This is a genomic window from Proteus sp. G2609 (assembly GCF_963896135.1).
In the GTDB taxonomy this organism is placed as follows: Bacteria; Pseudomonadota; Gammaproteobacteria; order Enterobacterales; family Enterobacteriaceae; genus Proteus; species Proteus mirabilis.
This window is the reverse complement of the sequence record NZ_CAWQNB010000037.1, coordinates 12,829-31,370: the sequence shown is the minus strand read 5'-3', so window position 1 is coordinate 31,370 and position 18,542 is coordinate 12,829. Positions and strand designations below refer to the sequence as shown.

16 protein-coding genes are annotated in these 18,542 nt (G+C 37.6%); 11 read left to right on the top strand and 5 right to left on the bottom strand.

All coding sequences use genetic code 11. The annotated features are described in order from the left end of the window. Position 1 precedes the first annotated feature (1 nt). Positions 2 to 376, top strand: a complete 375-nt coding sequence (crcB, locus tag AACV01_RS11425) for a fluoride efflux transporter CrcB (protein WP_004246058.1) — start codon at positions 2 to 4, stop codon at positions 374 to 376. 1,068 nt (positions 377 to 1,444) lie between these two features. On the opposite strand, the gene cspE is transcribed toward crcB, so the two are convergent. Both cspE and AACV01_RS11415 read right to left on the bottom strand, forming a co-directional pair. Beyond that, positions 1,445 to 1,654, bottom strand: a complete 210-nt coding sequence (gene cspE, locus AACV01_RS11420) for a transcription antiterminator/RNA stability regulator CspE (protein WP_004246068.1) — start codon at positions 1,652 to 1,654, stop codon at positions 1,445 to 1,447. Positions 1,655 to 1,851: 197 nt separating this feature from the next. Next, complete coding sequence (locus tag AACV01_RS11415) at positions 1,852 to 2,325, bottom strand: methylated-DNA--[protein]-cysteine S-methyltransferase (protein ID WP_004246069.1); 474 nt, start codon at positions 2,323 to 2,325, stop codon at positions 1,852 to 1,854. 281 nt (positions 2,326 to 2,606) lie between these two features. Here AACV01_RS11415 and nrdH point away from each other — a divergent pair, with 281 nt between their 5' ends. The 7 genes from nrdH (at position 2,607) to proX (ending at position 10,542) form a co-directional block, all read left to right on the top strand. After that, positions 2,607 to 2,831, top strand: a complete 225-nt coding sequence (gene nrdH / locus AACV01_RS11410) for a glutaredoxin-like protein NrdH (protein WP_004246071.1) — start codon at positions 2,607 to 2,609, stop codon at positions 2,829 to 2,831. Positions 2,832 to 2,842: 11 nt separating this feature from the next. Next, complete coding sequence (gene nrdI, locus AACV01_RS11405) at positions 2,843 to 3,247, top strand: class Ib ribonucleoside-diphosphate reductase assembly flavoprotein NrdI (protein WP_161682937.1); 405 nt, start codon at positions 2,843 to 2,845, stop codon at positions 3,245 to 3,247. Between the two features lie 28 nt (positions 3,248 to 3,275). Continuing rightward, positions 3,276 to 5,402, top strand: a complete 2,127-nt coding sequence (gene nrdE / locus AACV01_RS11400; RefSeq protein ID WP_004252248.1) for a class 1b ribonucleoside-diphosphate reductase subunit alpha — start codon at positions 3,276 to 3,278, stop codon at positions 5,400 to 5,402. Positions 5,403 to 5,427: 25 nt separating this feature from the next. Next, positions 5,428 to 6,396: a class 1b ribonucleoside-diphosphate reductase subunit beta gene (gene nrdF / locus AACV01_RS11395; protein ID WP_004252250.1), complete on the top strand. Its 969-nt coding sequence runs from the start codon at positions 5,428 to 5,430 to the stop codon at positions 6,394 to 6,396. A 609-nt stretch (positions 6,397 to 7,005) separates the two neighbouring features. Then, positions 7,006 to 8,205, top strand: a complete 1,200-nt coding sequence (proV, locus tag AACV01_RS11390; RefSeq protein ID WP_046334484.1) for a glycine betaine/L-proline ABC transporter ATP-binding protein ProV — start codon at positions 7,006 to 7,008, stop codon at positions 8,203 to 8,205. Beyond that, positions 8,198 to 9,427 carry a glycine betaine/L-proline ABC transporter permease ProW gene (gene proW, locus AACV01_RS11385; RefSeq protein WP_004252252.1) on the top strand — a complete coding sequence of 410 codons (1,230 nt, stop codon included), beginning with the start codon at positions 8,198 to 8,200 and terminating at the stop codon, positions 9,425 to 9,427. Before proV ends, proW begins: the two co-directional genes overlap by 8 nt. Positions 9,428 to 9,546: 119 nt before the next feature. Further along, positions 9,547 to 10,542 (top strand): glycine betaine/L-proline ABC transporter substrate-binding protein ProX, encoded by a 996-nt coding sequence (gene proX, locus AACV01_RS11380; protein ID WP_004247424.1) that lies wholly within the window; start codon positions 9,547 to 9,549, stop codon positions 10,540 to 10,542. A gap of 87 nt (positions 10,543 to 10,629) precedes the next feature. Here the strand turns inward: proX and AACV01_RS11375 are convergent, their stop codons facing one another. After that, positions 10,630 to 13,023: a TonB-dependent hemoglobin/transferrin/lactoferrin family receptor gene (locus AACV01_RS11375; protein ID WP_046334482.1), complete on the bottom strand. Its 2,394-nt coding sequence runs from the start codon at positions 13,021 to 13,023 to the stop codon at positions 10,630 to 10,632. 378 nt (positions 13,024 to 13,401) lie between these two features. On the opposite strand from AACV01_RS11375, the gene AACV01_RS11370 reads away from it, so the two are divergent. Both AACV01_RS11370 and mprA read left to right on the top strand, forming a co-directional pair. Beyond that, positions 13,402 to 14,610 carry an MFS transporter gene (locus AACV01_RS11370; protein WP_046334481.1) on the top strand — a complete coding sequence of 403 codons (1,209 nt, stop codon included), beginning with the start codon at positions 13,402 to 13,404 and terminating at the stop codon, positions 14,608 to 14,610. A gap of 492 nt (positions 14,611 to 15,102) precedes the next feature. Then, positions 15,103 to 15,630 (top strand): transcriptional repressor MprA, encoded by a 528-nt coding sequence (mprA, locus tag AACV01_RS11365; protein ID WP_161682935.1) that lies wholly within the window; start codon positions 15,103 to 15,105, stop codon positions 15,628 to 15,630. Between the two features lie 206 nt (positions 15,631 to 15,836). Here the strand turns inward: mprA and AACV01_RS11360 are convergent, their stop codons facing one another. Both AACV01_RS11360 and AACV01_RS11355 read right to left on the bottom strand, forming a co-directional pair. Further along, the gene (locus AACV01_RS11360; protein ID WP_161682933.1) at positions 15,837 to 16,439 is read right to left on the bottom strand and encodes a cysteine hydrolase family protein; all 603 of its coding nucleotides are present in this window, start codon (positions 16,437 to 16,439) and stop codon (positions 15,837 to 15,839) included. A 40-nt stretch (positions 16,440 to 16,479) separates the two neighbouring features. After that, positions 16,480 to 17,682: an MFS transporter gene (locus AACV01_RS11355; RefSeq protein ID WP_012367580.1), complete on the bottom strand. Its 1,203-nt coding sequence runs from the start codon at positions 17,680 to 17,682 to the stop codon at positions 16,480 to 16,482. 85 nt (positions 17,683 to 17,767) lie between these two features. Between AACV01_RS11355 and AACV01_RS11350 the strand changes: the two genes are divergently transcribed. After that, positions 17,768 to 18,418 (top strand): GntR family transcriptional regulator, encoded by a 651-nt coding sequence (locus tag AACV01_RS11350; protein WP_012367579.1) that lies wholly within the window; start codon positions 17,768 to 17,770, stop codon positions 18,416 to 18,418. Positions 18,419 to 18,542: the final 124 nt, after the last annotated feature.

Genomic DNA, 18,542 nt, shown 5'->3' with positions numbered 1-18,542 from the left:
TATGCTTAACATTGCGATAGCTGTATTTATCGGCGGTGGTTTAGGTAGCGTACTACGCTGGCTAATTAGCTACCGCCTCAATTCTCTTTTTCCCCATTTTGCAACGGGGACCTTGGTCGCTAACTGTATTGGTGCCTTTATTATCGCCTTTGGCATTGCTTGGTTTAGTAAAGCTCCCAATATTGACCCTATTTGGAAAATCATGCTTACCACAGGTTTTTGTGGTGGCTTAACCACCTTTTCTACTTTTTCCGTTGAGGTGGTCGCCTTATTTAATGAAGGACGAATAGGCTGGGCATTAGGTACCATGGGGGCAAACTTAGCGGGCTCGTTTCTGATGACGGCATTCGCATTCTGGCTACTCCGTGAAATGTAGTCTCTTTAACAAGATAAAAACCGTTAATCATAAAGTTGTACTCTTTTAGTTAAGCGATTTATAAGGCCTGAACTTAATATTCAACCAATGTCAGGCCTTTTAATTTGATTTTGTTCCCGGTGGTATTACTCAATAAATTAGCCAATTTTATCAATACATTCATTGATATTTTGAAATGATACCAATGATGTGTTTTTGATTTTAATAATTTAAAAAACTTTCAACCACGGTATTTATCTCGCAGCTAGATACGCAAGCTCCTCTTTAAATTTCTCAAGTCTTTTTTCATCATCAAAACGAGCGAGAGTTATGCAGTGTGGCAAGCATAGTCACCCTAAGTAGCAATGATGATGTTTAAATCCCCTCTGTATTTGACATAAAAAGACCCCCAATAATGGGTTGTCCAACTATTAGAGTATTTCAAATAGTATTTTTAAGAAAACAGTTTAATTTATTATTATCTATTTTCAATTTTTGTTATTTTTAGGTTTTTTATTATTGTTTTTGATGAGGGTTTTATATCTAATAAATGAAATTTTTTGTTGGTATCTTGATGATTTAATTGTTATTAAATTAATTCAATTATTTTTATAATAATGAGAAATTAAATGTCTCACCATTCACATTACATTTTACATGATGAGCTTATTGGTTTTGATATCTTTAAATATATAGATATTAAATTTATTTTTTCCAATAATAGGAAAAGGAGTGTTAAAACGTTTACGTTGAGGAGGCTTATTTTGTTATACAAACAAATATCTAAAAAGAAAAACGACAATGTTGACTATAACGCTATTAAAGTCCAGAAAAATGAGTTACTTCTTCGTTTTCAGCAGGCTAAAAAGAAGGCAGAACAAGATAGTCAGCTTTTAGTAAAATAGTTTTAATTTATTTTAATAAATACTTTTCAGAAAGTGTCTGAAATGCTTCACCCACTGACCATTGATTGGCAATGATGATGTTTAAATCCCCCCTGTATTTGACATAAAAAGACCCCCAATAATTGGTTGTCCAACTATTGGGGGTCATTTCAAAAACGTTTTTTACTTTTGGAGAAGTCGTTAATTAGATAGCGACAACGTTTGCAGCAGATGGCCCTTTCGCGCCGTCAGTAACTTCAAACTCTACCTTTTGACCTTCAGCAAGTGTTTTAAAACCTTCTGAAACAATAGCGGAAAAGTGGACGAACACATCTTTACTGCCATCTTCTGGAGTGATAAAACCAAAACCTTTAGTTTCGTTAAACCACTTAACGTTACCTTTTAATTTAGACATCAAGTTTACCTTTAAAATAGAAAATAAACGCAAGCGTTTTGCGTTGGCTATAGTAAAACAAAAATGATGATTCGCTGTCCACAGTCTAGATCACGAAACGCGTATTTTTTTTCTGTTAAACGATTATTATTCAGACAAATCCCATAACTTAAGCCATTAATCACTTAAGAAATAGTGCTTAATACTTACAATATGAACTATTCGTCAATATCCACTTTTTCATAGTGTAATAGCCAACGTTTGATATCAAGTCCCCCAGTATAGCCTACTAACTTACCATTATGACCAATGACGCGATGGCAAGGAATAATTAACGAGATTGGGTTACGTGAATTTGCCATTCCTACCGCTCTGCAATAGTTGACGGAACCTAATGTAAGTGCCAACTTTTTATAACTCCAAATTTCACCATAAGGAATAGACTGTAAAGTCTGCCAAACGCGTATTTGAAATTCGGTTCCTTTAGGCGCTAGTGGCACTGAAAATAGGGTGCGTTTACCCGAAAAATACTCTTTTAACTGTTTTATACACAGGTCAATTATGGCATTTGAATTAACTAACGCCTCTTTTTCACTAACAAAGTTAAGGCTGGTGATGCCATCATCATCTGCAGTAATGGATATATAAGGCTTTGGAAAACCTTTCGGCGTATTGAGATAATCTTGGTACATAATGTGTTCTCTATTGATTTGTCTGTATCATCAAGATTAAAACATGCTTTGTAAGTAAATCAATCATCTAATTTTCTACTATACCTAATAAAAATTGCTCAAATGAGCGATAAGAAAATAAAATAAATCTGCTAACTGCTTAATTTTAATAATAATCATTATCAAAAATAAAAAACACCATATCTAGTGTGGTTGAAAAAGAATAAACCTATATATAGTATTTAAGCACTTTTCATTGTGACTGTGAGCAGACACATTCACATTTTTATAAGGGTTATTCTATGTCTGTGATCCTCTATACCAAACCAAATTGTGTTCAATGCAGTGCAACCGAGCGCGCATTACAACAACAAAAAATTCCTTTCACTGCGGTTGATCTCACCCAAGACACTCAAGCATTAGCAAAAATAGTTTCTATGGGATATCGCCAAGTACCAGTTGTTGTTAATGGTGACGAACATTGGTCTGGCTTCTGCCCAGATAAAATTCGTCAAATAGCGCGTTAAAGGAGCAACTTATGCAATCAACTGCCCCTTTAATTTATTTCTCTAGTCGCTCAGAAAATTGTCACCGCTTCGTACAAAAACTTAATCTACAAGCGACAAGGATAAAAGAGGGTGAACCACTACAAGCCACACAACCTTTTGTGTTGCTATGCCCAACTTATGGTGGCGGTGGCGTTAAAGGCGCAGTGCCTAAAGCGGTGATCCAGTTTTTAAATATCCCTGAAAATCGCCAATTAATACGCGGTGTTATTGCTTCAGGAAATACCAATTTTGGCTCTGCTTACGGCTTGGCCGGTGACATTATTGCACAAAAATGCCAAGTCCCTTTTCTCTATCGTTTTGAGTTACTTGGTACGCCTGAAGATGTTAAACGTGTAAAAAACGGATTAAGCACATTTTGGTCAGCTAGCAAATAATGACTGAAAAGTGAATGAGATAAAAAATATGACCCACTCTATAGAACAACTCGATTATCACGCCTTAAATGCCATGCTCAATCTCTATGATGAGCAAGGCAATATCCAGTTTGATAAAGACAAATTAGCCACCCACCATTTTTTTCGTCAACACGTTAATCAAAATACGGTGTTTTTTCATGATCTAAAAGAAAAGCTCGATTTTCTGGTGCAACAACACTACTACGAAGCACAAGTATTAGAGCAGTATGATTTCCCGTTTATCAAACAGCTTTTTAAGCATGCCTATAGCAAAAAATTTCGCTTTCAATCGTTCCTAGGTGCATTTAAATACTACACCAGTTACACCTTAAAAACCTTTGATGGTGAGCGTTATCTCGAACGCTATGAAGATCGTGTTTGTATGGTTGCCTTAACCCTAGCACAGGGGAATACCAAACTCGCCACTCACCTTGTCGATGAGATAATTAGTGGCCGTTTTCAGCCTGCAACCCCTACTTTCTTAAATTGTGGAAAAAAACAGCGTGGCGAATTGGTCTCTTGTTTTTTATTACGTATCGAAGACAACATGGAGTCCATTGGCCGAGCAGTCAATTCTGCGTTGCAATTGTCGAAACGTGGCGGAGGTGTTGCTTTCTTACTGACTAATTTACGAGAAGCAGGAGCTCCCATAAAACGCATTGAAAACCAATCGTCTGGCGTAGTACCGGTAATGAAAATGCTTGAAGATGCCTTCTCATATGCCAATCAATTAGGCGCAAGACAAGGTGCTGGAGCGGTTTATCTCCATGCTCATCATCCTGATATCTATCATTTTCTAGATACAAAACGAGAAAATGCCGATGAGAAAATACGTATTAAGACGCTTTCATTAGGTGTCGTTATTCCCGACATCACCTTTGAATTAGCTAAACGCAACGAAGATATGTATCTATTTTCACCTTATGATGTAGAACGAGTATATGGCGTTCCTATGTCAGAAATCAGTATTAGCGAAAAATATACTGAAATGGTCAACAATGCAGAGATACGTAAGAAAAAAATTAAAGCACGGGCATTTTTTCAAACTTTAGCTGAAATTCAATTTGAATCAGGTTATCCCTATATTATGTTTGAAGATACCGTCAATCGCGCAAATCCGATTGCGGGCCGAATTAATATGAGCAATTTATGCTCAGAAATCTTACAAGTAAATAGTGCCAGTGAATACAATCCTGATTTAAGTTATCGACAAATTGGTCATGATATTAGCTGTAATCTCGGATCAATGAATATCGCTATGGCGATGGACTCACCAGATTTTGCGCATACCGTAAATGTTGCCATCAGAGCACTGACGAGTGTGGCACAAATGACTAAAATAGAATCAGTACCTTCTATTGAAAAAGGCAACCAAGCATCTCATGCCATTGGCTTAGGGCAAATGAACTTACATGGTTATTTAGCCCGTGAAGGGATTTATTATGGTTCAGAAGAAGGACTTGATTTTACCAATATCTATTTCTATACCGTAACATACTATGCCCTTTTAGCCTCTAACCAATTAGCGATAGAGACTAAACAGCGCTTTAAAGGGTTTGAACAGTCAAAATATGCCACTGGGGAGTATTTTGATAAATATTTATCAAAACAGTGGTTACCTAAAACCCAAAAAGTCCACCAGCTATTTAGCCAATCCAATATTCATATTCCAACCCAAGAAGATTGGCAAAAACTTAAGCTCTCGATTATGACTCACGGTATTTATAATCAAAACTTACAAGCAATACCGCCAACAGGATCAATCTCTTATATCAATCACTCTACATCGAGTATTCACCCCATTGTGGCACCGATTGAAATAAGAAAAGAAGGTAAAATCGGTCGGGTTTATTACCCCGCCCCTTTTATGACTAATGAAAACCGTCATTTTTATCAAGATGCTTATGAAATTGGCGCAGAAAAAATTATCGATACCTATGCCCAAGCATCACAACATATCGACCAAGGATTGTCGCTAACATTATTCTTTTCTGATGAAGCAACCACAAGGGATGTTAATAAAGCACAAATTTATGCATGGCGTAAAGGTATAAAGACCTTGTATTACATTCGTATTAGACAAACAGCATTAGCCGGCACAGAAATAAAAGGCTGTGTTTCATGCGCCCTTTAATAATAATGATAAGGAAAGTGTTACTATGTCTGCATCTTATTTAAGTCGTGTTAATGCGATAAATTGGAATCGTATTGAAGACGAAAAAGATTTAGAAGTTTGGAACCGTTTAACCATGAATTTTTGGTTACCCGAAAAAATTCCACTTTCTAATGATATACCTTCATGGAATACCTTAACCCAAGCTGAAAAACAGTTGACTATCCGTGTATTTACAGGGCTTACACTGCTCGATACGATACAAAATACGGTCGGGGCACCAACCTTAATGCCTGATGCTCAGACTCCTCATGAAGAGGCGGTATTATCGAATATCTGTTTTATGGAAGCGGTACATGCTCGCTCTTATAGCTCGATATTTTCGACACTCTGCTTAACAACAGATGTTGATGATGCTTATCGTTGGAGTGAAGAAAATATCTATTTGCAAAAGAAATCAGATATTATTCTGCGTTATTATCAAGATAGTGATCCATTAAAGAAAAAAATTGCCAGTGTATTTTTAGAGTCTTTTTTATTCTATTCTGGATTTTATTTACCAATGTATTGGTCAAGTCGAGGGAAATTAACCAATACAGCCGACTTAATTCGTTTAATTATTCGTGACGAAGCTGTGCATGGTTATTATATTGGCTATAAATTCCAAAATCAGTTATTAAATAAATCATCATTAGAGAAACAAGATATTAAAGACTTTGCTTTCTCATTATTATTAGATTTATATGATAATGAAGTTAAATATACAGAAGATCTCTACGACTCTGTCGGTTGGACAGAAGATGTAAAAAAATTCCTTCATTATAATGCGAATAAAGCGCTGATGAATTTAGGTTATGAAGCACTATTTCCAGATGAAATAACTAATGTTAGTCCAGCAATACTTTCATCACTATCGCCAGATGCAAATGAAAATCATGATTTCTTTTCTGGCTCAGGCTCTTCTTATGTTATTGGTAAAACGATCAATACCGAAGATGATGACTGGGATTTCTAGCTAACCCTCTACAGTAAAAAAACAGAATACATTCATATTAATTATGAATTAATCAATTAATATAATGCACTGAAAAATAAAACTTATTTTTTAGTGCCTTTTTATTTGCTTGAAAAACAACCTGATTGTGTAATTTTTACCGTCCCATTAACCAGAATTATCAATTTTTTACGAATGATTTTTATGACTAGTTATCGATAACTTAAGATCACCCCTCAAAAAACATAAGATTTTTTAATGTTAATGCATTTTTTTCTATTTTTATTTTATTAGTATCTTTTTACATTTTTTTATTTTGTTGTTATTTCTATTGTGATGATAATTAAAATTAACATCTGAATAAAAATAATGTTATTTCATACAGTTAGTATGATTTCCTTGACTTCTTTCTTTTCTATAATTTTACTTTATTTAATTATTAATCATCAAAAAAAATCTAAAAAAATCACAAAATTATTTGTTTAATTATAATTAACATAGGGTTGTCAGGCTTGTTCATTATGATAGGGTAATTCCCCTACTAAAAATCTCAATTTAGGAAAAACAACAAACTAATTTATTAACATTTAAATTATTCCTTTCATATTTAAATAGGAAAATAGATATTGCATGGCAATTAAACTCGAAGTAAAAAACCTATATAAAATATTTGGTGAGCACCCTAAACGTGCCTTTGAATTATTAGGATCTGGTATGAACAAAGACCAAATCTTTGATAAAACAGGGTTAACCGTTGGTGTGCAAAATGCCAATCTGGCCATTGAAGAAGGCGAAATATTTGTCATCATGGGATTATCAGGCTCTGGTAAATCTACATTAGTGCGCCTTCTCAATCGTCTGATAGATCCCACTAAAGGCGAAGTCCTTATTGATGGTGAAAACATCACCACCATGTCTGATAAAGATTTACGACAAATTCGACGTAAAAAAATCAGTATGGTGTTTCAATCATTCGCTTTAATGCCTCATATGAATGTACTCGATAATACAGCATTTGGTATGGAGCTTGCAGGCATTAGCAAAGAAGAGCGCTATGAAAAAGCCATGGCAGCATTAGAGCAAGTTAACTTAAGCTCTCATGCTCAATCTTGGCCGGATGAGTTATCCGGTGGGATGCGACAACGTATTGGGCTTGCTCGTGCACTGGCCAATGATCCTGATATCTTATTAATGGATGAGGCATTCTCCGCACTTGACCCATTAATCCGAACAGAAATGCAAGATGAGTTATTAAGCTTACAGGGTGATAAACAACGCACCATTGTATTTATTTCTCATGATCTGGATGAAGCCATGCGTATTGGCGATCGTATCGCGATTATGCAAGGTGGTGTGGTGGTACAAATCGGTACCCCTGATGAAATTCTTAATAACCCAGCCAATGATTATGTACGTACCTTCTTCCGTGGCGTTGATATCAGTCATGTATTTAGCGCTAAAGATATTGCTAAACGTCGCCCAGAAACACTGCTGCATATTGCGCCAGGTTTTGGCCCCCGTTCAGCATTAAAAGTACTGGAAGATGAAGATAGAAACTTTGGTTATTTAATTGAGCGAGGACGGAAATTTGCAGGTATTGTTTCTGTCACTTCTCTTGAAGAAGCATTAAAAGCGAAGCAACCTATTGAGTCCGCTATTTTAACTGAACCTTGTGCGATTAATGGTGATACACCATTAAATGAACTGATTTCTACTGTTGCGCAATCTCCCTGTGCGATCCCTGTTATTGATGAAAAAAACCGTTATATCGGTTTAATTTCTAAAGGAATGTTGTTACAAGCACTGGATAAGGAGACACCAAATGAGTAAGACAAATAACCAAGCCAATCCTTGGGAAACGGACACTCAAGAAGCGGCAACAGAAAACGCCAATACAACACAAAATTCAGCGCAAGAAACGCATAACAACACAGATACAGACAATGATCCTTGGGCAACCACGGATAGCAACACTACTGATACCGACCCTTGGAGTAGTAGCGCTGGCGGTGATACCGGTGGAGCTGATGCTGATCCTTGGGGTACAGGGAGTGGCACTGACGGCAGTGATCTCTCTTCTGGTACTGATTGGCTAGATGCCATGCCAACAGAAAGTACACCTGATCACTTTAATATTATGGATCCATTTAATCATACGCTGATCCCACTAGATTCTTGGGTAACGGATGGTATTGACTGGATTGTGCTGCATTTTCGTCCTATTTTCCAAGGGATACGCGTTCCAGTCGATTTAGTATTAGGTGGCTTTGAAAACTTTCTTACCTCAATGCCTGCACCTGTTGCGATTATTTTATTTTCACTGATTGCATGGCAACTTTCAGGTAAGGTGATGGGAATAAGCGCTTTTATTTCACTGATCTTAATCGGTGCTATTGGTGCATGGTCTGAAGCGATGATAACCCTTGCATTAGTGCTGACCTCATTACTATTCTGCCTGATTATTGGTCTCCCCTTAGGGATATGGCTTGCACATAGTGACAGAGCATCAAAAATTGTCAGACCACTTTTAGATGCCATGCAAACAACCCCCGCTTTCGTTTACTTAGTACCTATCGTGATGTTATTCGGGATTGGTAACGTACCCGGTGTGGTTGTCACAATTATTTTCGCCTTACCACCGATAGTGCGATTAACTATTTTAGGTATCAAACAAGTACCGGAAGATCTCATTGAGGCGGCTCAATCATTTGGAGCAAACCCTCGACAAATGTTGTTTAAAGTACAATTACCGCTGGCAATGCCAACGATTATGGCTGGGGTAAACCAAACCTTAATGTTAGCACTGTCAATGGTTGTTATCGCATCAATGATAGCCGTTGGTGGTTTAGGTCAAATGGTATTACGTGGTATTGGTCGCCTAGATATGGGATTAGCGGCTGTAGGTGGTGCTGGTATTGTGATCCTCGCGATTATTCTTGACCGCTTAACTCAATCTTTAGGCCAAAATAGTCGCCTGAAAGGTAATAGACGCTGGTATATGACAGGCCCGATTGGTTTGATCTGCCGCCTGTTTGGTAAAAAAGCCGCATAACTCATACTGGCAATAAGATTAACTAACAATCAAACATATTTATTCAATTAATATAAGAGATAACAGTAGCACGACACAGCGACTATTATCTCTTACCCATCACAACAGAAGGAAAAACTATGCGTAATCCAGTTCTCTGGGCAACAGTATTGTCCGCCACACTGATAAGCACTCAGTTATCCGCTGCTGATTTACCCGGTAAAGGGGTTTCGGTTCAACCGGTACAAAGTACTATTTCTGAAGAAACTTTTCAGACACTCATTGTCAATAAAGCACTCGAAAAACTCGGCTACACAGTGCAACCCATTAAAGAAGTTGACTACAACGTAGCTTATTCTTCTATTGCTAATGGTGATGCCACTTTTATGGCGGTTAGTTGGGTACCTTTGCATAACTCACAATATGAAGCCGCAGGTGGCGATAACACATTTTATCGTAAAGGTGATTATGTGGTTAACGCAGCCCAAGGTTATTTAATTGATAAAAAAACGGCTGAAAAATATAACATCACTAATATAGAGCAATTTAAAGATCCGAAAATTGCCAAATTATTTGATGCCAATGGTGATGGAAAAGCAGATTTAACCGGTTGTAACCCTGGCTGGGGTTGTGAAGAAGCCATTAATAATCACTTAAAAGCCTATGATTTAGAGAAATCAGTCACCCATAATCAGGGTAACTATGCGGCAATGATGGCAGATACCATTACTCGTTATAAAGAAGGTAAACCTATCTTCTATTATACTTGGACACCGTACTGGATAAGTGATGTATTAAAGCCGGGTAAAGATGTCGTTTGGCTACAAGTTCCCTTCTCTTCATTACCGGGAGATGACAAAACCGATACAACCTTACCCAATGGTAAAAACTACGGTTTCCCACCGAGTACAATGCATATCGCGGCAAATAAAAAATGGGCCGAAGCCAACCCTGCTGCTGCTAAATTATTTGAAATAATGAAAGTTTCAGTGGCTGATATCAACGCCCAAAACTTACGTATGCATAATGGTCAAAAATCACAAGCAGATATTGAACGTCATGCTAACGCGTGGATCAAAGCACATCAAAAAACCTTTGATGGCTGGGTAGAAGAAGCGCGTAAAGCGGCTAATTAATAGTGATAATCCTTAAATAACGTCAAAGCAGAGCATTATTAATATGCTCTGCTTTTTTTATCTTATGGCTGTTGTCCTGTTGTCTAACTAAAAACTTTTAACCACAGTAAAGCGATAATCTCGCCCAGTACCAGATACCGACTCACCTAAATAAGGGTAATAATCACGGTTAAATAAATTGGCGACAGTAAAACGTATCTCGGTATTATCGATAAAAGCAGGTTTCCAATTAGCGAATAGTCCATGAATGGCATAGCCTTTACTTTTTGGTAATGACCAATAAGTAGCAGCCGGATCAGCATCCATCGGTGAACGACGTTGAGCGCCAATAAAGTCCCCTGTCCACCCTGCAACCATATTTATTTGTGGGATTTTCATTCCAAGGGTGGCATGTAATGCATCCGGTTGAATTTCTGCAATCCATGTTTTTTGTCCAAACCACGGATCACGAGGAGATTGATCGCGTTTACCTTTCATTGTCGAATACGCTAAGCGACCAAAGAGATTAGTACTGTCATAAAATGCCTCTATTTCCATACCTTGAATATGGTAGCCAGGTAAATTGCGATAATTTCCAAGGGAAGGAGGACAACTTCCATTGTTTCCGGTTACTTTTCCGCTTTCACAATAGACACCGCGACGACGGAATATCTCATCTTTCCCACGGGTATCAAAAAATGTGCTTCGAAGTTGAAGCTGATCTTCTTGTTGGAAAACATTTTCAAAATCAACAATGGCGCCAATCCGTGTTGCGGTAACGGTCTCTTTATCTAAATGGCGACTCGTGCCTGTCAAACTAGAGATACTGGCTTGCACTTCATATTGTTCATCAATTAATGGCGCACGCCATGTATGAGTTATATCACCAAAAAATCTAATATTTGGGCTCGCTTTCCATAAAATACCCAAATGAGGTGTAATGCCACGATAAGTTACATCACTATAATCATGACCGTAATAGGGATTAGGATCTTGATAAACCTTCGCTCGACTCCCTGCTCCTTGATTTTTCACTATATCATAACGCACACCAGGCGTGAGGGTTAGTGTTCGATAACTAATTGAATCTTGAAGATAAAAACTCGTGGTTGTTTGCGTCCCTTCTGGCATATAAGGTGGTGCATAATAGCCATAATTATAATTTGGATTTTTCGCTTTATCCCGCGTAAACATTAACACATTACGATCATTACGGTGCCAACGCGCTCCTACTAAAATCACATGTTCGGTAGCTCCTTGCATCACGGTACTTTCATTTTTCACTTCAATTTGATGATTTTTATAGTTAACCCAACTTTGGTTACCCATACTACTACTTAGATAAGAACTCGCATTATCAGGGCGTTTATCATTCTGTTTGGTATTTGAATAACCATAAGTCAATGTGAAATTAATCAGGTCAGAATCAATTGGCTGAATATTCCATTTCACACTCACAGTGTCATCTTTTTGGTCACGATAAACTAACTTACGTTTCATCGCTCCATCAAAACCATATTTATCAACATCATATTGACTCGGTTTTGCCAGTTCATCTCGCTTGGCAGCCCAAGGCGTCCAGCCATCACTGACAGATCTTGATGCTGATAAAGTTAATGTTTGTGCATCTGTTAAATAGACATTAGTTTTAATTAAAAACGAATCTTGATCTGATTGTGAATAACCAAATTTAGTGCCATCAGGACGACGTAAATCATCGCTTTTACGACGATTAAAATAAAATAGACCGTCAGCCGTTCCATCCATTAGCTTGCCATATATCGCACCACTATAACGATTTTGCCTATCATTAGTATGATGTCCATATTTTAAAAACATACCAATATGCTGATCAGGTAACAGTAAGTCATCCGGATCTTTCGTTTCAATCCGTACGGAGCCACCAAATCCTCCATTTCCTTGGGTGATATTATGTGGCCCTTTATCGACATCAAGGCGTTTAATTAATTCAGGATCGATAAATATGGAACCTTGACGATATTTTTCAAACGTCTTCGGTGTACCATCAAGAGTGATTTTCACATCTTCCGGATTGCCCATTCCCCAAATATTTAAAGTTTGCCCGCCAGGTCTTGGTGAGCCAGATGAGGAAATCCCTGGTAATTTATCTACCAATTCAGCGATATTATTTGGCTGAATTCTATTGATATCTTTTAATGTCAAAGCCGTGCTTCCTGCTTCAACACTCGAATTTAATTTTCCGGAAACATAAATAGGATCAAGCACCACAGTTTCAGATTGTTGAGTTTGTGATGCTTTTTCTGTGCTTTGTGAAGCAACGCTATTAAACGAAGCAAGTGTAGTGAGTAATAAAAAAATCGCATGAGATGAAAATGAAACGGCCCCCATTCCCTGAAAATGAGGCTCATGCTTAATTAATAAAAAGTTCATAATAGTATCTTTTATATGGTTATTAATACGCAAATAAATAGCTAAAAATACATTTAACAACACAATCATGTTAATGATAATTATTATCATTACATAGCTTTTTTTGATCTAAACCATAAAAAAGTTAACTAAACTAAAAATGAGCTATATTTAAAACAAAATGACTAAATAATTTAACATTAATGACATAATTAACTAATAACATTGGTTATTATATGGATTAATACTTGTCTAATCAGGACAGCGAGGGAATGGGGCTATTTATCTATTTAGCATAATAAATGATGCAAATATGCGGTTATCTGCTGAGAATAAATCACATCTTACTTTTAATATTAATCTATTATAAAAATAGATTAAAAACTTTCATGCCCGATTGATTGAACATTACTATCACAGTAATTCTTTCCGCAAAAAAATGACTCATGTTACTATCATTTACCTTACAAATAATTTGTGATCAGTATTATGGAAAACACAGCACCACAAACCTCTCTTAGTAAAGGCCTTATTTTACTTATGGCCATTGCCACTGGCATGGTTGTCGCAAGTAACTATTATGCACAACCGCTACTTGATTCAATTGCAAATTATTTTCATATCTCTGCCACTTTAGCTGGCTTTATTGTCACTACAGCACAATTAAGTTATGCCTTAGGTTTAATGCTATTGGTTCCCCTTGGCGATATTTTTGAACGTCGTTCACTGATTGTTATCATGACGCTGATTTCAGCGAGCGGCTTATTAATTACGGCAATGGCACCTAATATTTGGCTTATGTTAATTGGTACTGCCCTATCAGGTATGTTCTCGGTCGTCGCCCAAATTCTGGTTCCTTTTGCCGCTACACTTGCTGCACCTCATCAACGAGGAAAAGCGGTAGGTACTATTATGAGTGGGCTTTTACTTGGTATTTTACTGGCAAGAACAGCGTCAGGGCTGATGGCTTCCTTTACTAATTGGCAGGGCATTTTCTGGCTAGCAAGTGTTTTTCTAGCTATTTTAGCTATTACACTATGGCGCTGTTTACCTACCTATAAAAGCCAAACAAATTTAAATTATTTTCAACTGCTCGGTTCTATTTTTAAATTGTTTGCCACGACCCCAGTATTACGTACCCGCTCACTGATTGGTGCACTTATCTTTGCCCACTTTGGTTTACTGTGGACATCAATGGCTTTTTTACTCGCTTCTGATCCCTTTAATTATTCCGATGCAGTTATTGGCCTGTTTGGACTTGTCGGTGCTGCGGGAGCACTAATGGCGGGTAAAGCGGGTGTATGGGTTGATAAAGGCAAAGGTAAAAAAACGACTACTTCAGGTTTAATTCTTCTCTTCATTTGTTGGGGACTTATTGTTATCGCCCCTTATTATCAATGGATTGGACTGATTAGTTTTATTATTGGTGTGGTTTTATTAGATTTAGCCGTTCAAGGTGTTCATGTCACTAACCAAAGCACTATCTACCGTATTTTACCTGATGCCCGAAATCGGCTTACTGCCGCTTATATGACTAGCTATTTTATCGGGGGCGCCCTAGGCTCTTTATTATCGGGTTACGCTTATCACCAATATGGCTGGATTGGTGTTTCCAGCGCCGGTGCAATCATTGGCTTATTAGGTTTACTGGTTTGGTTATTTGGTTATAAAAATGATCCAGTGATCCAATCTGAATAATAAAACTTATCTCAAAAGGGGTATTTTATGTCAGCAATACCCCTCTAAACAGAACAAAACGTAAATGTTTTAACAGCGTGATTACTATTTATGTATATCATCATCTCATTCTTTATTAAGAAATACATATCAATTATATCAATATAGCATAAACGGCATAGTTTCTAAGTGGTATTATTAACAATAGAATCATTATAGTGTAAAATAAATTTATTACGTGTTTTATCGTAGAAATCGATCCATTTTTTCCTAAATAGACTATTATTCATAAGTAAATAAGGGATAAATTGATTTTTATAACTTATTGTAAATAGATAAGCACCTAGTGATTTTTTTATGTTATCATTCAAAAAATTTATGAATCAGGTAGCATAATCAAAAAAACATAGTGACTATAAATAATAAAAATTGCTAAATTGTGTGTTTAATATACCATTTAACATGTTGATAACAACGTTATCCTAATTATCGAAACTAACAAGGTGTCTAAAAATGGAAAGCTCATTTACGCCAACAGAAGAACTACTAAACACTCGCGCTACACAACAGAAATCGCTTAACAAAGATATTCCTTACCAAGAAATTTTGTTAACTCGCCTGTCTATGCACGTCCAGAGCAAACTTCTTGAAAGTCGTAATAATATGTTAAAGTCTCAGGGCATTAACGAGACATTATTTATGGCACTTATGATTTTAGATACAACGGAAAATCGTAGTATTCAACCATCAGAATTGAGTGCGGCGTTAGGCTCATCAAGAACAAATGCCACTCGTATTGCAGATGAATTAGAAAAACAAGGATGGATTGAGCATCGTGAAAGTCATAATGACCGTCGCTGTCTACATCTTCATTTAACTGATGCTGGAGAAGAGTTTTTAAATAGCTTATTACCACCACAGCACGAATGTTTAAAGAAAATTTGGTCGGTATTAGATGAAGGTGAACAAAAACAACTGGAAACCCTAATGCGTAAATTATTACTACAACTTGATACATTAGCGGATAATCAGCAGGAATAACCATCACCATCAATAAACTTATTGATCTAATCTGTATTAGCTCAGATTTGACCTGACTAGCTATGGCACAGAGCTAACATAAATCTGACAGGTCGCTCTGTGCCAAAAGCCAATATTCCCCAGCCCTTGCACTCAATCATGTATGTCTGATATTTAATCTATCATACTACCGACAAGATCTATGTAACATTGGCTACTTAGGCTATTTATACCCAATATTTTGATATTTCAGATGAACTGGTTACAACAGCATGTTGAGACAAGATTTTCTCGAGTAAAAAAACATGTGTGTCATGATCAGGATCAGCACAACAATCACTTGCAATCACTAGACGATAATCTAGGTCAAATGCCTGACTAACTGTAGATAAGATCACGCCACTCGTCGTGACTCCTGCAAGGATCAAGGTTTCAATATCTTGTGTACGAAGAACCATCTCAAGCTCAGTAAATGAAAAAGCCCCCACTCTACGTTTAATAATAACGATTTCATTTTCCTGCGGAAAAATATCATCATGAATAGCGGAACTTTCACTATTGGTGATTAATATTCCATTGTCTTTAATCGATGAGAAAATTATGTTGTTTTGACTAACCTCAGGATACCCCTCACGAAACTCAACACTAACATAGATAATCGGTATGCCTGCTGCACGCGTAGCGGAAATTAATGATGATGTATTACGAATAACATCTTCAGCACGATCTTGTGGAAGAAAATTATTAAGAATGGCCGTCTGAAAATCCATTACCAGCAGAGCACTATTTTTATCGATATTATTATTGTTATTGTTGAATTGTGTTGTCATAAAATCTCCGAAATATACAGGTGAAGAAGAACGAAGTTCATCAGCGTATAACTGAATTACGATGTAATTTAAAATTCCAAGCGGCTCCCAACAATAAGACAACACTAGTTGCCAGAAAAACTGCGCGCATACCTATATGACCACCAATAACGCCACCTATTAACGGGCCGATGAACTGACCTGCAAACTGGGCTGCGACCGAATAGCCAAGGATACTGCCTATCATTCCTTCTGGAACGTGATGACGTATTACTGCCGCAATACAAGGCAACAATCCCCCCAATGCTAATCCCATAAGAAAACGTAAAATAATAAGTTGCCAACCAGAGGTAACAAATGCCTGAGGGATCAGCAATAAACCGGCTATAGCTAGTGCCAGCGTGATAATACGCAAATGCCCTATCCTATCTGCTAATTTCCCAAGCCAAGAGGCTGAAATAATACTACCTAAGGCAGCAGCGGCCATGACATAACCTGCAACCCTAGTTATCTGAGCAGGATCATTAACGAGTGTACGCACATAGACTGTAATAATAGGTTCTATCGACATATTGGCCAGCATCAGCAACAACCCCGTGCAAAGCATGCTAACTATCACAAATCGTGCAGGTAACTGCGACCAACTCACTTGCATTTTTGTCGTAGTATTTATGTATTTCGGCGTATCTTCACGGATAAGCGTAAGGGTCATGATAAAGGACAAAAAGATCAGTGCACCGGCACAGAAAAACGTGTTTCGAATGCCGAACAAGTCAGGTAACCACCCTCCAGCTAGAGGGCCAATAAGATTACCCGCCATTACACCACATGAAACAATGCCCAACGCCCAAGCAACACGCTCTCTAGGAGCTTGTACTGCAATAAGAATAGTTGCTCCAGATGAGTATCCCCCCGCCAAACCAACTAATAGCCTTAAACCGACAAGTTGCCAAATATTTGTTACCATCCCCATAAGTGAGACGGTCACCGCCATACCAAGACTGGCTCTTACGAGCATCGATTTACGTCCATATTTGTCACCGAGCTTTCCCCATACTGGAGCAATTAAGCCAGCAGTGATAAACGTTGCACTGAATGCCACGCCAGACCATTGGACAATGGCGGCGTGACCTTGAACACCAAGCTCTTCAACATATAGGGGGAGGAACGGTAACATCAAGGTCATTGCAAAAACAGTTGAAAAAGAACCAATAAAGCAAACGAGCAGATTTCGACGCCAAAAGCTGTTATATAATTGAGTCATAGAAACATTCTTTTCTGGTATACCAAGTTGGTATACCATATAGATAATTTATTTTACTGTCAATTTTTAGGAGAGTATTGCCGTTATGAGCCAAGTGTTAGAGGTTGAAAAACAATTAAGAAAACTGATACTCAACATGGAACTAGGCCCAGGAGAACGGTTAACTGAACGCTGGGCTGAAGCGAAATTTAACGCATCCAGAACTCCCGTTCGAGCCGCATTACAAAAGTTGGAATCAGAGGGACTTATATGTCGTGATGGTATACGTTGGTTAGTGGCACCAATCGATGCTGATGAAATCGAACAATTATGTATTTACCGAGAAATTTTGGAGGTAGCAGCATTAAAACTTTCAGTCAGCCAGATCACCGAAGAACAGTTGAACAATTTGGAACGCCTGCTTAAAGAAACCACGGTAGATTCACCAGAAGAGAGCATGGAAAATGCGGGAACACGATTCCATAGAGAGTTGGCACGCCTTTGTAATAACGCATTTATTATTGAAGGGATAAATGATGCCCTACGTAGGCTTTCGCGAGCACGATGGCTTGATAGAGCGCCGTCTAATCCAGCGTGGGATGAGCATCGTGAAATATTTGTCGCACTTCGTTCGAGAGATACGGACAAAGCCGTAGAACTACTCGCCACTCATTTGTGCGAAAGTAGACTCCGTTTACTAGATACCATTACATCTAGTAAACGTAGCCTAAGAGCAAGAGGCATTGCGATATCCTGACCAAATACCGCCAACCTCATTTACAACATGAATTGATAAACAAATATATTCATTCACATTTATAATTGGCCTTTCGTGCTAATTATTATTCTAATATAAGCCCAATATATATGTTTCCGGATTT

Bases quoted from the DNA above. Each gene is read 5' to 3' on its own strand.
- crcB (WP_004246058.1), top strand. From the start codon at position 2: ATGCTTAACATTGCGATAGCTGTATTTATCGGCGGTGGTTTAGGTAGC.
- cspE (WP_004246068.1), bottom strand. From the start codon at position 1,654: ATGTCTAAATTAAAAGGTAACGTTAAGTGGTTTAACGAAACTAAAGGT.
- AACV01_RS11415 (WP_004246069.1), bottom strand. From the start codon at position 2,325: ATGTACCAAGATTATCTCAATACGCCGAAAGGTTTTCCAAAGCCTTAT.
- nrdH (WP_004246071.1), top strand. From the start codon at position 2,607: ATGTCTGTGATCCTCTATACCAAACCAAATTGTGTTCAATGCAGTGCA.
- nrdI (WP_161682937.1), top strand. From the start codon at position 2,843: ATGCAATCAACTGCCCCTTTAATTTATTTCTCTAGTCGCTCAGAAAAT.
- nrdE (WP_004252248.1), top strand. From the start codon at position 3,276: ATGACCCACTCTATAGAACAACTCGATTATCACGCCTTAAATGCCATG.
- nrdF (WP_004252250.1), top strand. From the start codon at position 5,428: ATGTCTGCATCTTATTTAAGTCGTGTTAATGCGATAAATTGGAATCGT.
- proV (WP_046334484.1), top strand. From the start codon at position 7,006: ATGGCAATTAAACTCGAAGTAAAAAACCTATATAAAATATTTGGTGAG.
- proW (WP_004252252.1), top strand. From the start codon at position 8,198: ATGAGTAAGACAAATAACCAAGCCAATCCTTGGGAAACGGACACTCAA.
- proX (WP_004247424.1), top strand. From the start codon at position 9,547: ATGCGTAATCCAGTTCTCTGGGCAACAGTATTGTCCGCCACACTGATA.
- AACV01_RS11375 (WP_046334482.1), bottom strand. From the start codon at position 13,023: ATGATAATAATTATCATTAACATGATTGTGTTGTTAAATGTATTTTTA.
- AACV01_RS11370 (WP_046334481.1), top strand. From the start codon at position 13,402: ATGGAAAACACAGCACCACAAACCTCTCTTAGTAAAGGCCTTATTTTA.
- mprA (WP_161682935.1), top strand. From the start codon at position 15,103: ATGGAAAGCTCATTTACGCCAACAGAAGAACTACTAAACACTCGCGCT.
- AACV01_RS11360 (WP_161682933.1), bottom strand. From the start codon at position 16,439: ATGACAACACAATTCAACAATAACAATAATAATATCGATAAAAATAGT.
- AACV01_RS11355 (WP_012367580.1), bottom strand. From the start codon at position 17,682: ATGACTCAATTATATAACAGCTTTTGGCGTCGAAATCTGCTCGTTTGC.
- AACV01_RS11350 (WP_012367579.1), top strand. From the start codon at position 17,768: ATGAGCCAAGTGTTAGAGGTTGAAAAACAATTAAGAAAACTGATACTC.